Origin of the sequence: Sphingobacterium puteale (assembly GCF_003627955.1) — a bacterium.
GTDB classification, from domain to species: Bacteria; Bacteroidota; Bacteroidia; order Sphingobacteriales; family Sphingobacteriaceae; genus Sphingobacterium; species Sphingobacterium puteale.
Genome location: NZ_RBWS01000004.1, coordinates 331,836 through 348,898, shown reverse-complemented (window position 1 = coordinate 348,898; position 17,063 = coordinate 331,836). Strand labels below are relative to the sequence as shown.

Annotated in this window: 10 protein-coding genes; 5 read left to right on the top strand and 5 right to left on the bottom strand. The window is 40.0% G+C overall.

What is annotated here, in order from left to right:
* Positions 1–178: 178 nt before the first annotated feature.
* A complete protein-coding gene (locus D7322_RS05505) occupies positions 179–1,024 on the top strand; it encodes a glycerophosphodiester phosphodiesterase family protein (RefSeq protein ID WP_245971259.1) in 846 nt (281 codons plus the stop codon).
* A gap of 94 nt (positions 1,025–1,118) precedes the next feature.
* On the opposite strand, the gene D7322_RS05500 is transcribed toward D7322_RS05505, so the two are convergent.
* Positions 1,119–1,934 carry a patatin-like phospholipase family protein gene (locus D7322_RS05500; RefSeq protein ID WP_121122025.1) on the bottom strand — a complete coding sequence of 272 codons (816 nt, stop codon included), beginning with the start codon at positions 1,932–1,934 and terminating at the stop codon, positions 1,119–1,121.
* 110 nt (positions 1,935–2,044) lie between these two features.
* Between D7322_RS05500 and D7322_RS05495 the strand changes: the two genes are divergently transcribed.
* From D7322_RS05495 to ppk2, 3 genes are all read left to right on the top strand, one after another.
* Positions 2,045–2,749, top strand: a complete 705-nt coding sequence (locus D7322_RS05495; RefSeq protein WP_183078608.1) for a DsbA family oxidoreductase — start codon at positions 2,045–2,047, stop codon at positions 2,747–2,749.
* Positions 2,750–2,818: 69 nt separating this feature from the next.
* Entirely contained in the window at positions 2,819–6,361 is a 3,543-nt protein-coding gene (gene smc / locus D7322_RS05490; protein ID WP_121122021.1) for a chromosome segregation protein SMC, read from the top strand.
* Between the two features lie 551 nt (positions 6,362–6,912).
* Positions 6,913–7,749, top strand: a complete 837-nt coding sequence (ppk2, locus tag D7322_RS05485; RefSeq protein ID WP_245971258.1) for a polyphosphate kinase 2 — start codon at positions 6,913–6,915, stop codon at positions 7,747–7,749.
* A gap of 75 nt (positions 7,750–7,824) precedes the next feature.
* Here ppk2 and pckA read toward each other — a convergent pair whose 3' ends face one another.
* Positions 7,825–9,441, bottom strand: a complete 1,617-nt coding sequence (pckA, locus tag D7322_RS05480; RefSeq protein WP_121122019.1) for a phosphoenolpyruvate carboxykinase (ATP) — start codon at positions 9,439–9,441, stop codon at positions 7,825–7,827.
* Positions 9,442–9,685: 244 nt separating this feature from the next.
* Here pckA and D7322_RS05475 point away from each other — a divergent pair, with 244 nt between their 5' ends.
* Positions 9,686–10,522, top strand: a complete 837-nt coding sequence (locus D7322_RS05475) for an MBL fold metallo-hydrolase (RefSeq protein WP_121122017.1) — start codon at positions 9,686–9,688, stop codon at positions 10,520–10,522.
* Positions 10,523–10,628: 106 nt separating this feature from the next.
* Here the strand turns inward: D7322_RS05475 and D7322_RS05470 are convergent, their stop codons facing one another.
* The 3 genes from D7322_RS05470 to D7322_RS05460 form a co-directional block, all read right to left on the bottom strand.
* Positions 10,629–11,501, bottom strand: a complete 873-nt coding sequence (locus tag D7322_RS05470) for a hypothetical protein (protein ID WP_121122145.1) — start codon at positions 11,499–11,501, stop codon at positions 10,629–10,631.
* A 177-nt stretch (positions 11,502–11,678) separates the two neighbouring features.
* Positions 11,679–13,946, bottom strand: coding sequence for an aconitate hydratase (locus tag D7322_RS05465; protein ID WP_121122015.1), 2,268 nt, complete (start codon positions 13,944–13,946; stop codon positions 11,679–11,681).
* 50 nt (positions 13,947–13,996) lie between these two features.
* Positions 13,997–16,759 (bottom strand): bifunctional aconitate hydratase 2/2-methylisocitrate dehydratase, encoded by a 2,763-nt coding sequence (locus D7322_RS05460; protein ID WP_121122013.1) that lies wholly within the window; start codon positions 16,757–16,759, stop codon positions 13,997–13,999.
* Between the last annotated feature and the right edge of the window lie 304 nt (positions 16,760–17,063).

The window sequence follows — 17,063 nt, the reverse complement described above, 5'->3', positions numbered from 1 at the left end:
AAAAGGGAATGAATCAGTGATTCAAAATCGTCAAAAATAAAATAGGTTATGTATATTCGCCTATTCAAAACGGGATAATTTACCCTTATTTTGTTTTAAATACAATAAATAAATGAAAATATTTTTTCTTAGAATAGCCATTTTGGGCCTATTATTACCGTTTGCTTCTTGTTCAGTTATGAAAGATCCAGCAAAAACAGAAAATAGCTTCCCTAAACTTAGTTTGGAAGCCCACCGTGGAGGGCGAGGTCTGTACCCCGAGGAGTCCATTGCTGCAATGAAAAATTCCATTGACTTACCACAAGTAACGACACTGGAAATGGACTGCCATATCACCAAAGACCGTAAAGTTGTTGTTTTTCACGACGACTATCTCAATCCAAAATTTGTACTGAAGCCAGATGGCAGTGAGCTCGCGGAGAAGGACAAATCCTTGAAAATTTTCGCAATAAACTATAAAGATCTCCTTAAGTATGATATCGGTTCGAAGTTTTACAAAGAATTTCCTGAGCAAAAAAAACAAGTCACGCGCATTGCAAAACTCGCTGACCTCATCGATAGTACAGAAGCCTATGCCCTTCAAAAGCGTAATGCCCCCCTGTTTTATAACATCGAAGTAAAAAGCAGCGAAAACAAGGATGGTATTTATCACCCTAGAGTGGAAGAATTTGTTGATTTAGTGGTACAGGTGATTACTGAGAAAAAGATTGCTGCCCGCACTGTTATTCAGTCCTTTGATATTCGAGCAGTCAAGTATCTAAATAAAGCTTACCCTCAAATAAAAGTGTCGTATCTGATTGATGCCAATTATGCAAAAAATGCAACGGAGACAATCGAAGCGTTGGGCTTTACACCTTTCATCATCAGCCCACAGTATAAGTTGGTAAATCGCGACTTTGTCAAGCAATACCACAAAGCAAATGTTAAAGTTATTCCATGGACGGTAAATACAAAAGCGGAGATAGAACAACTAAAAGTACTGAAGGTAGACGGAATAATCAGTGATTATCCGAATCTCTTTTAAAATCCTGATATTTTAATGGCCCAACAAATCGCCGTATGAAATAGACGGCGATTTAAATTGCATAGACCAAAATAAAGCAGTACAATGCCAATGGCTACTTTATTTTGGTTTTATTTTTAAGGGCCTTATCGATATACTCCCTACCCTTTTCAACTAAAAACTCGGCACGGTGGTAATCCCACAAGTTACAAATGTTATAAGGAATATCAACAACGACATCCGGACGGTAGAGATCAATAATCATACGGCTCATTTTTCGGCGCATGACATAATAGGATGTCTGAAGAATATCCAGGGAATTTGAGGTCTTGGTATCCAGCTTTTTGATAACAGAATATTGTTTATCGGGCTTCGATTCCAGATTGACCGCGATAATTAAATTCTCTTTTTTTGTGACATGGTTAATCGGCAAAGGATTGAGCACTCCACCATCCACATAGACATGGGTATCATCCTCGACAGCAGTAAATACAGCTGGTATGGCAATGGAGGCCCGAATCGCATCATACATGCTCCCAAAATCCAGGACTACTTCTTCCTCATAGTTCAGGTCTGTCGCGACAGCTTTGAATAAAATGGGAAACGTTTCAATATTTGCATCGGGAATCACCGATTTCAACGCATTGAAAACTTTGATACCTTTCATCATTCCCAATCCCTTCCAACTGAAGTCCATCATATTGAAAACTGATTTTTTTGTGAGATTATGCATCCAGTCTTCCAGTACATCCATCTTTCCCTGGGCATAGATCCCTCCCACCAGTGCTCCGATAGAGCAACCGACAATCTCATCTATCTCAAAGCCCATTTCCTCCAATTTACGGATAACACCGATATGCACCAATCCTCTTGCTCCACCACCGCCCAGGACGAGTGTTACCTTGCGGTTCAAAAAATCTTTCTCTGACATATGCTTAAACCTGCATTATAATGATGTTGACATTGGCCCAACAATGTAATCCGATAATCATCGTTATAATATGTATTTTTGATTACAATATACGGAGTAAATTAAGAATTATGAAAATAGAAATTTGGTCGGACATCATTTGTCCGTTTTGTTATATTGGTTTGACAAAGCTGGAGCTGGCACTACAGGAATCTGCGCCTGAGGTTCAGACAGAAATGACCTGGAAATCCTATCAGCTCAATCCTGAGTTTCCGGAAGATGCTGCAGGAATGCCAACATACGATTATCTTGTCCGGACAAAGGGAATGAGCATGGACGATATCGTGGCAATGACAGGACAGCTCAGTGCGCAGGGGAAAGAACTAGGTATTGCGTTAAACTTCGATAAAGCAATCGTTGTGAATACCAAAAAAGCACATCGCCTTCTCCATTTTGCACAGGCACAAGGCAAGGGAACAACATTAAAAAAAGCATTATTTAAAGCACATTTTACCGATGGTCTGGATGTCAATGATAATCCTACCCTAATTGAGCTTGCCAGACTTGCAGGCGTGCCAGAGCAGGGTGTCCGGGAACTTCTGGCCTCCGACAATTATGCTTATGATGTCAGTCAGGACATTCAGGAAGGAGTCAACCTCGGCCTCCGCGGCGTACCTTTCTTTGTGTTTGACCGGAAATACGTGATTCCGGGCGCGCAACCCATGGAAGTTTTTCACAACACGATTCAAGAATGTTTGGCCAGCCAAGTCACCCCACTGCAGCAACGAGGCGAAGATGGATCTTCTTGTGATCCTGAAACCGGAAAATGTGAGTAAAGAAAGAAAAAAGTTTTAGTTTAATTTACTATTTTCGCAAGCTTATAACGACAAACAAATTTGGTATAAATGCAGTTAACCAAACTAGAAATAAAGGGATTTAAAAGTTTCGGAGACAAAATCACGATCAACTTTAACGATGGTGTCACCGCTATTGTTGGACCAAACGGATGTGGGAAGTCTAATGTAGTGGATGCGATACGCTGGGTGCTTGGAGAACAAAGTACAAAGATGCTACGCTCTGATAAAATGGAGAATATTATTTTTAACGGAACGAAAAATAGAAAACCAGCCAATCTTGCCGAAGTTTCCTTAACCTTCAACAACAATAATAATATCCTCCCAACGGAATTCTCAACCGTCACGGTCACCCGTAAATTATTCCGCAATGGCGATAGCGAATACCGTTTGAATGACGTAAAATGCCGTTTAAAAGATATCACGGATTTATTTTTGGATACGGGAGTTGGTGCGGATAGCTATTCCATTATCGAATTGAAAATGATTGATGAAATCATCAACAACAAAGACAATTCGCGTAGAAATCTTTTTGAGGAAGCCTCCGGAATCTCAAAATATAAGGTGCGTAAAAAACAGACACTAGCGAAATTGAGAGATACCGAAGCTGATCTCAGCCGCGTAGACGATCTACTCTATGAGATCACAAAAAATCTCAAATCGTTAGAAAATCAAGCAAAAAAAGCAGAAAAATATACCCTGCTCAAGCAAGAATACCGTCAAAGCAGCATTGATCTCGCTTATTATAGAATTGCTGATTTTTCCACAGAGCTTGACCGGCTTCAAACACAGGAGTCTAAAGTTCAGAAAGACGCCGCAAATTCTCAAGAATTGATCCTGAACGCAGAAACGCAATTGCAGTCATTGCGTCAGGTAAATTTGGAACAGGAGAAAAACCTTTCCGTACAGCAAAAGGCAACTCAAGAATTTGTGAACAAAATCCGTGGCTATGAATCGGAAAAAAAGATCAAAAATGAGAAAGTAAAAAATCTTCAGGACAAAGAAAACAGATTAAATCTAGACATCAATAGCGACAAACAACAACTTAATCACGTTCTCTATACGATAAAAAGGTTAAATGAGGAGTTGTTTGATGAACAGAATAAACTTGACTCATTAAAAGACAACCTGGAGTCCAATAAATCTGAAGTGGATGCCTTACGCGGTCAGCAGCAGTCTGCTAAAGGCAAATTGGATATCTTCAACAAAAGTAATGCTGAACTTCAGGCCAAAATTTATAAACTGGAGAAAGATCTAGCTGTTTTTAACATTCAAAAAGAAGCCCTTCTTCAGGAAGCTGTGCGCAACAGCGCGGATACCGAAGCAAAGGAGACCGAGCTGGTACAATTTGACAATGCTGTAGCGGAATTGGAAGGTCGTGTTGAGGCCCAACAAGCACAGTATGAATCGGCCAATGAGCTAGAAGAAGGGTTACAGGCGCAAATTCTTCAATGCCAGACAAATGTGGAGGAGTTTAAAGCACAGCTTGCGAAAGACCTCAGGTTAGTTGATGCCAAACAAAATGAATATAACCTGACAAAATCACTTATTGACAACTTGGAGGGGTTCCCGGATTCCATCCGGTTTTTAAAGAAAAATGCAGGCTGGAAAAAGCAACCACCGCTGTTCTCGGATGTACTCTTCTGTCAGGAAGACTATCGCGTTGCAATTGAAAATTACCTGGAACCGATCATGAACCATTATGTTGTCGAAACACAACAAGATGCTGTCCAAGCAATCCAGTTACTGAGTGATGCCGCAAAAGGTCGGGCTCATTTCTTCGTATTGGAAGCAATTGATACCGCGGTTACTTCTCCCATTCCTACAAATAATAATCTCATGCCTGCTCTGGATGTGATCACGGTGGATGAAAAATATAAAGCCCTCTGTACCCTACTCCTTCAGCATGTCTATATATTAAAGCAGGAAGGTGAAAAGGAACTGGAGCAAGAGCTACCTGAAACAGGTCGAGTGATTCTACAAAAAAATGGTCGCTATGCCAAACATCATTTTGGACTTTCGGGTGGATCAGTCGGATTATTTGAGGGAAAACGCATCGGTAGAGCGAAAAACCTTGAGGTTCTCGCTCAGGAAATTAAAACGCTCAATCAAGAGATTGCAAAACTTGAAGACAAGATAACAGCCGAAACAGCACGCGTGGAGGCTTTACGCAGCAACTCGCAAAAAGAACGCATTGATGAACTCCGTTTTCAACTCAATAGACTTAACAATGAACTGATCACGGTAAAAACGAAACAGGAGCAATACCAGTCTTTCATCAGCAATTCGCAGCTACGTAAAAGAGATATCCAGGAAAAAATCGCAGGTATCGAAACCGATCTTACTCTTGCCGAACCTCAACTGCAGGAATTGCGTATACAAAAAGATCAGAGTGTGGCGGAGCTATCGGAATTACAGGATCAATTCCATGAAATTTCGGAGATTTTGAATGAAAAATCCATCGCCTATAATCAGGAGAACATTAGTTATCATCAACAATTAAATAAAGTCTCCAACATCAGCAAGGATCTTGAATTCAGGGAGACTCAAAAAGATGATCATGAAATCCGTATTGAGCGAAATAGTATTGAACTTGTTGAAGTACAGGAAGCGTTGCGAACGACAATTCCCTTTGAGGACGAAGAAGATGAGGACCTTATAGCGATGTATGAGCAAAAGATTGCATTGGAAGATGGTCTAAAGGAGCTGGAAGAAAGGTACTACGCAGACAAACAACAGATCAATAATCTGGAGGATTCACTCACACAACACCGTCGTTCTAAAGAACAGAGTGATTTTCTTGTCAGTGAAATTAAGGACAAGAAAACAGCCTTACAAATAGACCTCAATGCGCTTAAAGAACGTCTGTCCGTAGAATTTAATATCGAACTTAAAGATCTGATTGAGCGCGAAGAGCTACCAGAAATTGCGGAAGATCAGTCTACCTTAGCGGCAAAATGCAGCAAACTCAAAAAGCAGCTCGATGAATTTGGAACGATTAATTTAATGGCCAAAGAAGCCTTTGATGAGATGAATGAGCGCTATGATTTTATCAATAAGGAAAAAGCAGATCTGATCGAAGCAAAAGGCTCTTTAATGGCCACAATTAAAGAAATCGACGATACCGCCAAAGTGCAATTTATGTTCACCTTCAATGCTGTAAGGGACAATTTCATTAAAGTGTTCCGTTCGTTATTTAATGAAGAGGACAGCTGTGACCTCGTCCTGACTGATCCAAGCAATCCGTTAGATTCGGATATAGATATCATTGCTCAGCCAAAAGGAAAACGTCCGTTATCAATCAATCAGCTTTCGGGAGGTGAAAAAACCTTGACTTCAACAGCATTGTTATTTTCACTATATCTTTCAAAACCAGCACCTTTCTGTATTTTCGATGAGGTAGATGCGCCTTTGGATGATACCAATATTGACAAATTCAATAATATCATTCGTGATTTCTCCAAAAACTCTCAGTTTATCGTTGTATCACACAATAAGAAAACGATCGCAAGCACCGATATTATCTATGGTGTGACCATGGTAGAACAGGGAGTCTCACGTGTTGTTGCTGTAGATTTAAGGGAAGTGGCTTAAAAAATATAGAAATATAGATTAAAAAATAGCAAAGCCCTACAGCCTATATGTAGGGCTTTTTTATGCTTGGAATTCCGCCCCTGAAAACAATATTTACTCCATTGTCATAGGTGAAAATAAAAAGCCCAGAGTGGGGAACTCTGAGCTTTCGTTAGCCATATATTAACCTATTTTATGAAAAGTATTTGTAATTAAAACGACACTTGTTTCAATTAATTATATAATCACTATTTCTTTAACATTTTTTAACATTTAAACAATATCAAGTGCAATTACGAGTATATTCCAGCTACAGGTTCATACCATGGCTATCGGAAAGTATCCGCATATGAATTGCAAACAGTTTTGAAGGTATAAAAAAAGCCCGAAGTTGAGAACTCCGAGCTTACCTAACCAATTATTAACCTAAATTTATGAAAAGTCAATTTCTACTAAAAGCATCCTTTTTCATTGCTTTATTTTATAACGTTCGCGTTTCCGTCAATATTACATTGGCTGGTCGGATTTATTTGAATTTTGACATTTTTTAACAATTCTATAGCTAACTTTAGATGAATAAACTTGATAAAACCAATATTATGGCAGAATACGATTTAAAAGAGCTTCAAAAAATCCGTCAAAACAAAGATGTTCTTGACTATTTAGAGCAGCATAAAATTTTGGAAATCAAAAAATTTAATGATGTCTGTGACTATGAACAAGAGCTCTATGATCTACAGGTCACCCTGCTCAAATTACAATATGATATTATTGAAAAAGGGAAACGCGTTGTCATTATATTTGAAGGAAGGGATGCGGCTGGAAAGGGTGGTACGATTGGTCGGGTTACCGAACATTTAAATCCAAAAAAGGTACGTGTTGTAGCATTACCGAAACCAACCCCTGAAGAAAATGGACAATGGTACTTTCAACGGTATATCAAACATTTGCCCAATGAAGGAGAAATGGTAATCTTCGATCGAAGTTACTATAATCGCGCTGTGGTAGAACCGGTATTTGATTTCTGTACCAAAGAACAGCATGAATTATTCATGAAACAGGCCCCGGAATTTGAAAAACAATTGATTGATGATGGAATTATCCTGATCAAACTGTTTTTGAGCATCAGTAAGGAAGAACAGGCTGAACGGCTGAAAGAAAGACAAGAAGACTTTTTAAAACGTTGGAAAATTGGAGTATTAGATCAGCAGGCTCAAGAAAAATGGGATATTTACACCAATTATATTGAAAACCTATTTAAAACAACAGGCACAAAAAAATCACCTTGGTTTGAAATCGACAATGACAATAAAAAGAAAGCTCGTTTGGCTGCCTTTCGGATACTTATCAACGTAATTGTTGGCAATGAACAGGAGAAGCTGGATTCTTTTGTCAAAAAACATGATTAGCAAATCTTTGAAAAAAATACTTCCAGAAAGAGAGCCCCTTTCCGGAAGTATTTTCTTGCGAAATTTGCGCTACTTTTATACGAGCACTGTCGTAGGAATTTTAGGACCGGCCATCTGCACCGAAGCAGGCATTTCGTCGTCAAATTTTTCGAAGTTTTGAATGAACAGTTTTGCTAAACGCCTGGCTTGCATATCATAAGCTTCATTATTATTCCATAACCCTCTAGCGTCCAGAATCTGTTCAGGAATAAATTCACCGCAACTTGTTGGATAGTCCAATCCAAAGATCTCGTGTTTGTTAAATCGGGACTCTAACAGCGATCCATCCATTGCCGCCCGGATCAAAGCACGTGTATAGTTTAGTTTAATTCGACGCCCGATACCGTATGGTCCGGCAATCCAACCTGTATTAACCAACCATACTTTAATGTTTGGGTTTTGCTCCAGTTTAGCGCGCAGTAAAGAGGCATACCTAGCGGGATGTAAAGGTAGAAATGCCTGACCGAAGCAGGTAGAGAAGGCAGCAGTAGGTTCTTTTACTCCTACTTCAGTACCGGCTACTTTTGCTGTATAACCACTCACAAAATGATAGACCGCCTGATCTACTGTTAACAACGAAATCGGCGGCAATACGCCGAAGGCATCCGCCGTCAAGAAGAAAATATTATCGGGAGCATTCCCCACCCCGGACATTTCAGCGTTTTCCATAAAGTCTATCGGATAGGAAACCCGTGTATTCTCCGTTTTACTAATATCATCGTAGTCCGGTCTATCAAACTCGTCCAGAACTACATTTTCAAGCAATGCCCCAAAACGGATCGCATGATAAATCTCCGGTTCCTTTTCTGCTGTGAGTCCAACACATTTGGCATAACAACCACCTTCAAAATTAAAAATACCCTTCTCACTCCAGCCATGTTCATCATCACCGATCAACTTCCTATTTTTATCTGCTGATAGCGTTGTCTTTCCGGTTCCGGAAAGGCCGAAAAATAAAGCCGTTTTACCATCCTTGGAGGTATTTGCCGAACAGTGCATGGATAATACATTATGCTCAAATGGCAGAATAAAGTTTAGAATGGAAAAAATACTTTTCTTAATTTCACCGGTATAGCCAGTACCCGCAATCAGCACTATTTTTCTTGTAAAATCGATTGCTACAAAATTTTCGTTGCGAATACCATAATCCTTTGGATCAGCAATAAGCAATGTTGGTGCAGCTAATATGGACCATTGCGGTTGATTGTCAATTTCGACCTCCGGTCTCAAAAATAGGTTATTTGCAAAAATACTTTGGTAGGCAGTTTCTGTAATCACACGGATGGATAACTGATAAGCTGGGTCTGCCCCTGCGGCACAATCCCGCACGTAAATTGTCTTCTTGCCCAAGTGCGCTGCAACCTTCGAAAATAATGCATCAAAATTAGCCGGAGTCATGGGCTGATTGATTTCCCCCCACCATACTGCATCCTTGGTCAGGGAATCCTCCACCAAAAAGCGATCTTTGGGGGATCTTCCAGTAAATTTTCCCGTATCAGCAGCCAATGCGCCAGTATCAGATAGTCTTCCTTCTTGATTCGCTAGCGCATGCTCGACCAACTCTGAAACAGGTAATTGATAAAATACATTTCCTGTATAATCAATTTTCAAATATTTCAAATCAGGCGCGTTTCCAATGTTACCCTTTTTCATATTTTTGTTTGTTTTAAAATGTGCCCAAAGTTAAAGGCAAATTTCGCTAAAAACAAAACTTAATTATCTAAAAATCAGGCTTATTGTATAAAAAACACAAAATCAAATTACTCATTACCAAACACTTATGTAGATAAAAAAAATTAAAATTTTTAGCATATTTTTTTAGCACAATATCTTCCTGTACCGTCCTTATGATTTAGATTTTTCGTAAATTGTTCCAAGCTTTACAAATATTAATAAAATGAAATTACACGCAATAGAAACAGGCTTCTTTAAATTGGATGGAGGTGCGATGTTTGGAGTGGTTCCAAAAAGCATATGGAACAAAACAAATCCGGCCGATTCCAACAATATGTGCACATGGGGCAACCGTTTACTCCTGATTGAAGAAAGTAATAGATTAATGTTGGTAGACACTGGCCTGGGCGACAAACAAACTGAAAAATTTTTCAGTTATTACTATTTACACGGTGATGCCACACTGGACAAATCGCTCACAAGTCTAGGTTTTGAAAGAAATGACATCACAGACGTCATCTTGACACACTTACATTTTGACCATTGCGGTGGCGCGATCGTTCGTGAAGGTGAAAAACTATCTCCGGCATTTAAAAATGCAAATTTTTGGAGCAATGCCGACCATTGGGCTTGGGCTACAGCCCCGAATCCGAGGGAAAAAGCATCCTTTCTGAAAGAGAACATTCTTCCTATTCAAGAAAGCGGACAGTTAAAATTTGTTGAAGATATTGAAAATCCTTTTGGCAAGGATATCAGCATTCGGTATGCCAATGGCCATACTGAAGCGATGATGTTGCCGCAGATTAAATATAAGGGAAAAACGGTACTCTATATGGCAGATCTATTGCCTTCTGTTGGTCATATTCCCATTCCCTATGTCATGGGCTATGATGTGAGACCGTTGGTCACCATGGAAGAACGAAATACGTACTGGAATGAAATTGTCGACAATGAATACATTCTTTTCTTTGAACATGATCCGATTAACGAATGCTGTACCTTGCAACATACAGAGAAAGGAATCCGGGTGAAGGACATATTCAAATTAAGCGATATTTAAGGATGCACAGGTTGAATATGAAATGATCTTTTTTCCCAAAGGATATATTCTAAGAATGGGATTGTTGTTGACAGCCCCATTCTTAAGATATTATAGATTGAGATCGTTAGAATCTGAAGCCCAGAGCCCAATAATTTTCAAAAAACCAGATCTGCTGCGTTGCTTTGTCCACACCTCTTCTACCTGTTGTGCGTATATTGTACAGATCTGTCCAACCTGTTTTAAAGTTTCCTTGTAAGTAAAGCCCTTTATAAAAACGGTAATGCAAACCAACTTTTGCAGAAGCACCATATCCTGCAATATTCCAGAAATGGTTACCACCTTCACCAAAAAGGTGCACATCCGAACGCGGGATCAATAAGCCTACATCTACACCCGACTCCATGGTGAGTACCTGTTGACCTTTACGGTTGTTGATGATATCATCATATCGCTCCAACCCTACCGAAGCAAAATTGTAGCCATCCGTATGTTCAAAAGTTAGCATGGCAGAATCCACGGTTATCTTTTCGCCATTATATTGTCCCGCACGATTTCCGGTCGGTATGCCAGGAGTTGAGATTTCATCACCAATATAACCTGTGATCTTAACCTGCTGTGGAATATCCACAACATATTTCATATGATCCCAGCCCAGGGAAATGGAGTAATTGTCCTTGATGTAATAACCGAAATGCAGATTAAATTGTGGAATAGTCAAACGACTGGGATCAAAATAAGTCGATCCAAATTTCGTCGGGCGATCTCCTGCTTTTACATCATGGAGGATGAAGTCATAGTTTGGACCTGTAAAATGTATATCAGATTTTGCATACGAAGAAAAGTTATATCCCCAAAAAAAGAAAAACTTCCCTTTATTACTTTCTGTCCTTAAATTCTTTGGCTTAAAGATACTTTTTCCTATCTCGGGATTTTCCTGTGCAAGTAAACTCGAAACACTTAATGCAAGTGCTCCAATCGTCAAAAATATTTTTCTCATATCAGCGCTAAAAACGTTGGGCAAAAGTACCCCCATTCTATTTTATAACCAAATAAAACATGTGGAAATTAGGAAAATATGACGAAGATCACAGAAATGTTTCATTACTTGAACTTGCATAAAAAAAGCTGCTTTCGGACGAAAGCAGCTTTTAAACTAAATTTTTATGGAATCATTTTATTGCGCTTGATTCTTACGGATAATATTCAAAGCACCTCCGGCTTTAAACCATTCGATCTGTTGTGCATTGTAAGTGTGGTTTGCCAAGATCTGCTCTTGCGTTCCATCTGCATGGTGCAAGACAAGAGTCAGTGGTTTACCAGGAGCAAACTCTGTCAAGCCAAGGATATCAATCGTATCATTTTCCTGAATTTTGTTATAGTCGTCCTTGTTCGCAAAAGTTAAGCCCAACATACCTTGTTTTTTCAGGTTTGTCTCGTGGATACGAGCAAAAGATTTAACCAATACTGCGCGCACACCCAAATGACGAGGTTCCATCGCAGCATGCTCACGCGAAGACCCTTCACCATAGTTCTCATCCCCTACCACAATTGATCCGATGTTATGTGCTTTATAGTCACGTTGCGTTGCCGGAACAGGACCGTATTCACCCGTCAATTGATTCTTCACGTTGTCGGTTTTCTCATTGAAGAAGTTAACCGCACCGATCAGCATATTATTTGAGATATTATCTAAGTGACCACGGTATTTCAACCAAGGACCAGCCATAGAAATATGATCCGTTGTACATTTACCTTTTGCTTTGATCAATAATTTCAAACCTTTTAAGTCTGTACCTTCCCAAGCTGCAAAAGGTTCCAACAATTGGAGACGGTCTGATGTCGGAGCGACGTCAACAACAACAGCACTACCATCTGCTGCCGGAGCCTGATATCCCGGATCATCGACAGCAAATCCTTTTGTTGGTAACTCATCGCCCACAGGAGGATCCAACTTCACCTGCTCACCTTTATTGTTGGTTAATGTATCCGTAACCGGATTAAAACCCAAATCACCGGAAATTGCAATTGCAGCAACCAATTCTGGTGATGCAACGAATGCATAGGTATTTGGATTACCATCCGCACGTTTCGCAAAGTTACGGTTGAACGAGTGAACAATTGTGTTTTTCTCTTGCTTATCCGCCCCCACACGATCCCACATACCGATACATGGACCACAAGCATTGGTGAATATCGTAGCGTTAAGATCTTCAAATGTCTTTAACAAACCATCACGATCTGCCGTAAAACGAACCTGCTCAGAACCAGGATTAATACCAAATTCAGCTTTGGTGATCAACCCTTTATCAACAGCTTGTTTTGCAATGGATGCAGCACGCGACAAATCTTCATACGAAGAGTTTGTACAGGATCCAATCAGTCCCCACTCTACTTTCAAAGGCCAACCATTCTTAGCTGCCTCTTCGCGCATACGTGAAACCGGGGTATATAGATCTGGCGTAAATGGCCCGTTCAACGAAGGCTCTAATTCCGAAAGATTAATTTCGATCAATTGATCGAAATATTGCTCCGGATTAGCATAGACTTCAGCATCAGCTGTCAAGTGCTGTTTAATGGCATTGGCGGCATCTGCAACCTCAGCACGACCTGTCGCACGAAGGTAACGCTCCATCGACGCGTCATAACCAAATGTTGAGGTAGTCGCGCCTATTTCAGCCCCCATATTACAGATTGTTCCTTTACCTGTACAAGATAGAGACTCCGCACCTTCGCCAAAATATTCAACGATTGCGCCGGTTCCACCCTTTACCGTCAAGATTCCTGCAACTTTTAGGATAACGTCTTTTGCGGCAGCCCAACCACTTAATTTACCAGTCAATTTAACACCGATTAATTTCGGGAATTTTAATTCCCAAGGTAAGCCTGCCATCACATCACAGGCATCAGCACCACCTACACCGATGGCTACCATACCCAGACCGCCGGCATTGACGGTATGTGAATCTGTACCAATCATCATACCACCCGGAAATGCATAATTTTCCAATACAACCTGGTGAATAATACCAGCACCGGGTTTCCAGAAACCGATACCATATTTATTTGAAACAGAGCTCAAGAAGTTAAATACTTCTGAACTTTCGTTTTTAGCACGGGCTAAATCTTTATCTGCACCTTCTTTGGCCTGGATCAAGTGATCACAATGAACAGTAGAAGGAACTGCTACTTTAGGACGTCCGGCCTGCATAAATTGCAATAAAGCCATTTGTGCAGTTGCATCTTGCATCGCTACACGGTCAGGAGCAAAATCAACATAAGAAACGCCGCGTTTGTAATCTTCTGTCGCATTACCATCCCAAAGGTGGGCATATAAAATTTTCTCAGATAAAGTCAAAGGTTTGTTCACCACCTGACGGGCCGCTGCAATGCGTTCGTCATAACGGCTATATACCTTTTTTATCATATCTACATCAAAAGCCATATCTCTCTTATTTATGTTATTTAATTAAGTTACTGAAACCCTGGTAGCTTTTATTTTGTCGGAATAGGCGCAAATTTAGTTAAGTTAATGCCCTCGACAGCAGCTTTATATTCTTCTATATTAGGGATACGACCTAAAATAGCGGAAAGTACGACAACAGGTGTAGACGCCAATAAAGATTCACCCTTTTTACCATCTCTATCCTCTACGACACGGCCCTGGAACAAACGTGTAGAAGTAGCCATTACTGTATCACCCTTCGCAGCTTTCTCTTGGTTACCCATGCAAAGGTTACAACCGGGACGCTCCAAGTACATGATATTTTCATATTCTGTACGTGCAGTGCTTTTTGGCAATGCATCACTGAATTCAAATCCCGAATATTTTTGCAAGAATTCCCAGTCACCTTCTGCTTTTAACTCATCGATAATATTATATGTTGGCGCTGCAACAACCAATGGAGCTTCAAAGGTAACTACACCTTTTTGCTGCTCGATATTACGCAACATTTTTGAAACGATTTTTAAATCGTCCTTATGCACCATACAAGAACCAACGAAACCTAAATCCACCTTTTTGTTTCCGCCATAGTAAGAAAGGTCACGAATCGTATCGTGCGTATAACGTTTAGAAACGTCCACGTTATTTACATCTGGATCTGCGATCATTGGCTCTTCAATAAGATCCAAGTCAACCACAACCTCAGCATAATATTTTGCGTTGTTATCTGGAGTCAACGCTGGTTTCACACCTGATTTAATTTCTTCGATACGCTTGTTCGCTTTATCGATCAAACCTTGTAAAACATTGTTTTTATTTTCCATACCCTTATCAATCATGATTTGGATACGGTTTTTCGCAATTTCTAACGATTCAATTAACGTATCATCCTGAGAAATACAGATGGATGCTTTTGCTTTCATCTCCGCTGTCCAGTCAGTAAAAGTAAAGGCTTGATCAGCAAGTAAGGTACCGATATGAACCTCAATGATTCTACCTTGGAAAACGTTTTCTCCAGCAAATTGCTGCAACATCTGTGCTTGGGTAGCATGCACAACATCACGGAAATCCATGTGCTCCTTCATACTGCCTTTAAAAGTAACTTTTACAGATTCGGGAATCGGCATAGAAGCCTCACCCGTAGCCAATGCTAATGCAACAGTACCTGAGTCAGCACCGAAGGCCACACCTTTAGACATACGTGTATGCGAGTCACCGCCGATAATGATTGCCCATTCGTCAATCGTAATATCGTTTAATACTTTGTGGATAACATCGGTCATGGAGTGATAAACGCCTTTTGGATCGCGAGCAGTGATCAAACCAAAATCGTTCATAAATTTCATCAATTTTGGAATGTTCGCTTGCGCTTTCTTATCCCAAACAGATGCTGTATGACAACCTGATTGGTAGGCACCATCAACTGTAGGCGAGATGACCGTCGCAGCCATAGCTTCCAACTCCTGTGCAGTCATTAAACCTGTCGTATCTTGAGAACCGACAATATTTACTTTAACACGAACGTCAGAACCAGCATGCAATACTTTGCCCGGTGTCACACCTACCGCATTTTTGTTGAAGATTTTTTCTACAGCAGTTAAACCCTGACCTTCAATCGTGATTTCTTTCGAAGGAGCAAATACCGTCGGTGCCTGGATACCTAATGTTTGTGCTGCAAAAGTTTGGATTTTTTTACCAAATACGATAGCATAAGAACCACCTGCTTTGATAAATTCCATTTTCTGTGGTGTCAAAGCCTTTGAAATATCAATTAGCTCCTGCGTTCCATTATATAATTTCTTTGTTTTTGTATTAATGGTCAAAACAGTACCTGTAGCGACAGAATAAACTTCCTCCAAAACAGGCTCGTCTTTTTCATTGCGAACAACATTTCCATTTTCATCTACCTTCTTCACCCAGTTTTTAAGATCGATACCGATACCGCCGGTAACATCTACTGTCGTCAAGAAAATTGGTGAGATGCCGTTCGTACCACCTACAATCGGAGCAATGTTTACAAAAGGAACATAAGGACTTGCCTGTTTACCTGTCCATAAGGCCACATTGTTCACCCCTGACATCCGTGAGGATCCTACTCCCATTGTACCTCGCTCAGCGATCAACATCACGCTTTTGCCAGGATGTTGTGCCTGTAATTCTTTGATTTGTTGCTGTGCTTCTGGCGTGATCATACATTTACCATGCAATTCACGATCAGAACGTGAATGCGCCTGATTACCTGGAGATAATAAATCCGTAGAAATGTCACCTACACCCGCGATAAAAGTAACCACCTGGATTTCTTCCGCTACTTCAGGAAGTTTCGTAAAGAATTCAGCTTTCGCATAGCTTTCTAAAATATCTTTTGCAACAGCGTTTCCTTGTTCAAAGGCTTCCTTCAAACGAGCTGTATCCGCATCATATAAGAAAACCTGAGTTTTAAGTACCTCTGCAGCTTGATTGGCGATCGCAAGATCAGTACCTAGCGCTAAGTCCAATAGCACCTTGATCGAAGGTCCACCCTTCATATGAGACAATAGCTCAAAAGCAAAAGCAGGAGTAATTTCAGCAACAACTGATTCACCCAAAATAATTTCCTTTAGGAACTGCGCCTTAACACCAGCCGCAGGTGTTGTTCCGGGCAAAGTATTATAAATAAACAATCTTAAAGATTCCGCTCTATTTTCATTGTTTAAATCTTTAATCTGAGCAATTACCTCACTTAGTAATTCTGCTCCGTCAATAGGCTTAGGATGTAATCCCTGGCCTTCTCGCTCTACAACCTCTTGTACGTAATCGTTGTAAATACTCATAGATATCAATCTTTCTATTTTAAGGATAGTTCAGAAGATATATTTTTTACCTTCTTCCACTACCGTGTCTGTAATATAATTAAGCTAATAGAAAACTCATGCAGCCCCGCTACACTACCTTATAAATTAGCCCGTTCAATTCGTGTATTCAAGTCGATTTTTTTACCTTAAATCAACTATTATGACTAAATACAAAAATAGTGAAAATCCAACTTTAAACGCATGCATTCCATTTATTTAAATCAATTTGGAATTGTTCTAAACAGCACTTATATCATCCGCTCGTTTTTTCCTGAATTTGTTT

What these genes read in the sequence shown, in the direction of transcription:
- D7322_RS05505 (WP_245971259.1), top strand. Translation starts at nt 179, where the DNA reads ATGAAAGATCCAGCAAAAACAGAAAATAGCTTCCCTAAACTTAGTTTG.
- D7322_RS05500 (WP_121122025.1), bottom strand. Translation starts at nt 1,934, where the DNA reads ATGTCAGAGAAAGATTTTTTGAACCGCAAGGTAACACTCGTCCTGGGC.
- D7322_RS05495 (WP_183078608.1), top strand. Translation starts at nt 2,045, where the DNA reads ATGAAAATAGAAATTTGGTCGGACATCATTTGTCCGTTTTGTTATATT.
- smc (WP_121122021.1), top strand. Translation starts at nt 2,819, where the DNA reads ATGCAGTTAACCAAACTAGAAATAAAGGGATTTAAAAGTTTCGGAGAC.
- ppk2 (WP_245971258.1), top strand. Translation starts at nt 6,913, where the DNA reads ATGAATAAACTTGATAAAACCAATATTATGGCAGAATACGATTTAAAA.
- pckA (WP_121122019.1), bottom strand. Translation starts at nt 9,441, where the DNA reads ATGAAAAAGGGTAACATTGGAAACGCGCCTGATTTGAAATATTTGAAA.
- D7322_RS05475 (WP_121122017.1), top strand. Translation starts at nt 9,686, where the DNA reads ATGAAATTACACGCAATAGAAACAGGCTTCTTTAAATTGGATGGAGGT.
- D7322_RS05470 (WP_121122145.1), bottom strand. Translation starts at nt 11,501, where the DNA reads ATGAGAAAAATATTTTTGACGATTGGAGCACTTGCATTAAGTGTTTCG.
- D7322_RS05465 (WP_121122015.1), bottom strand. Translation starts at nt 13,946, where the DNA reads ATGGCTTTTGATGTAGATATGATAAAAAAGGTATATAGCCGTTATGAC.
- D7322_RS05460 (WP_121122013.1), bottom strand. Translation starts at nt 16,759, where the DNA reads ATGAGTATTTACAACGATTACGTACAAGAGGTTGTAGAGCGAGAAGGC.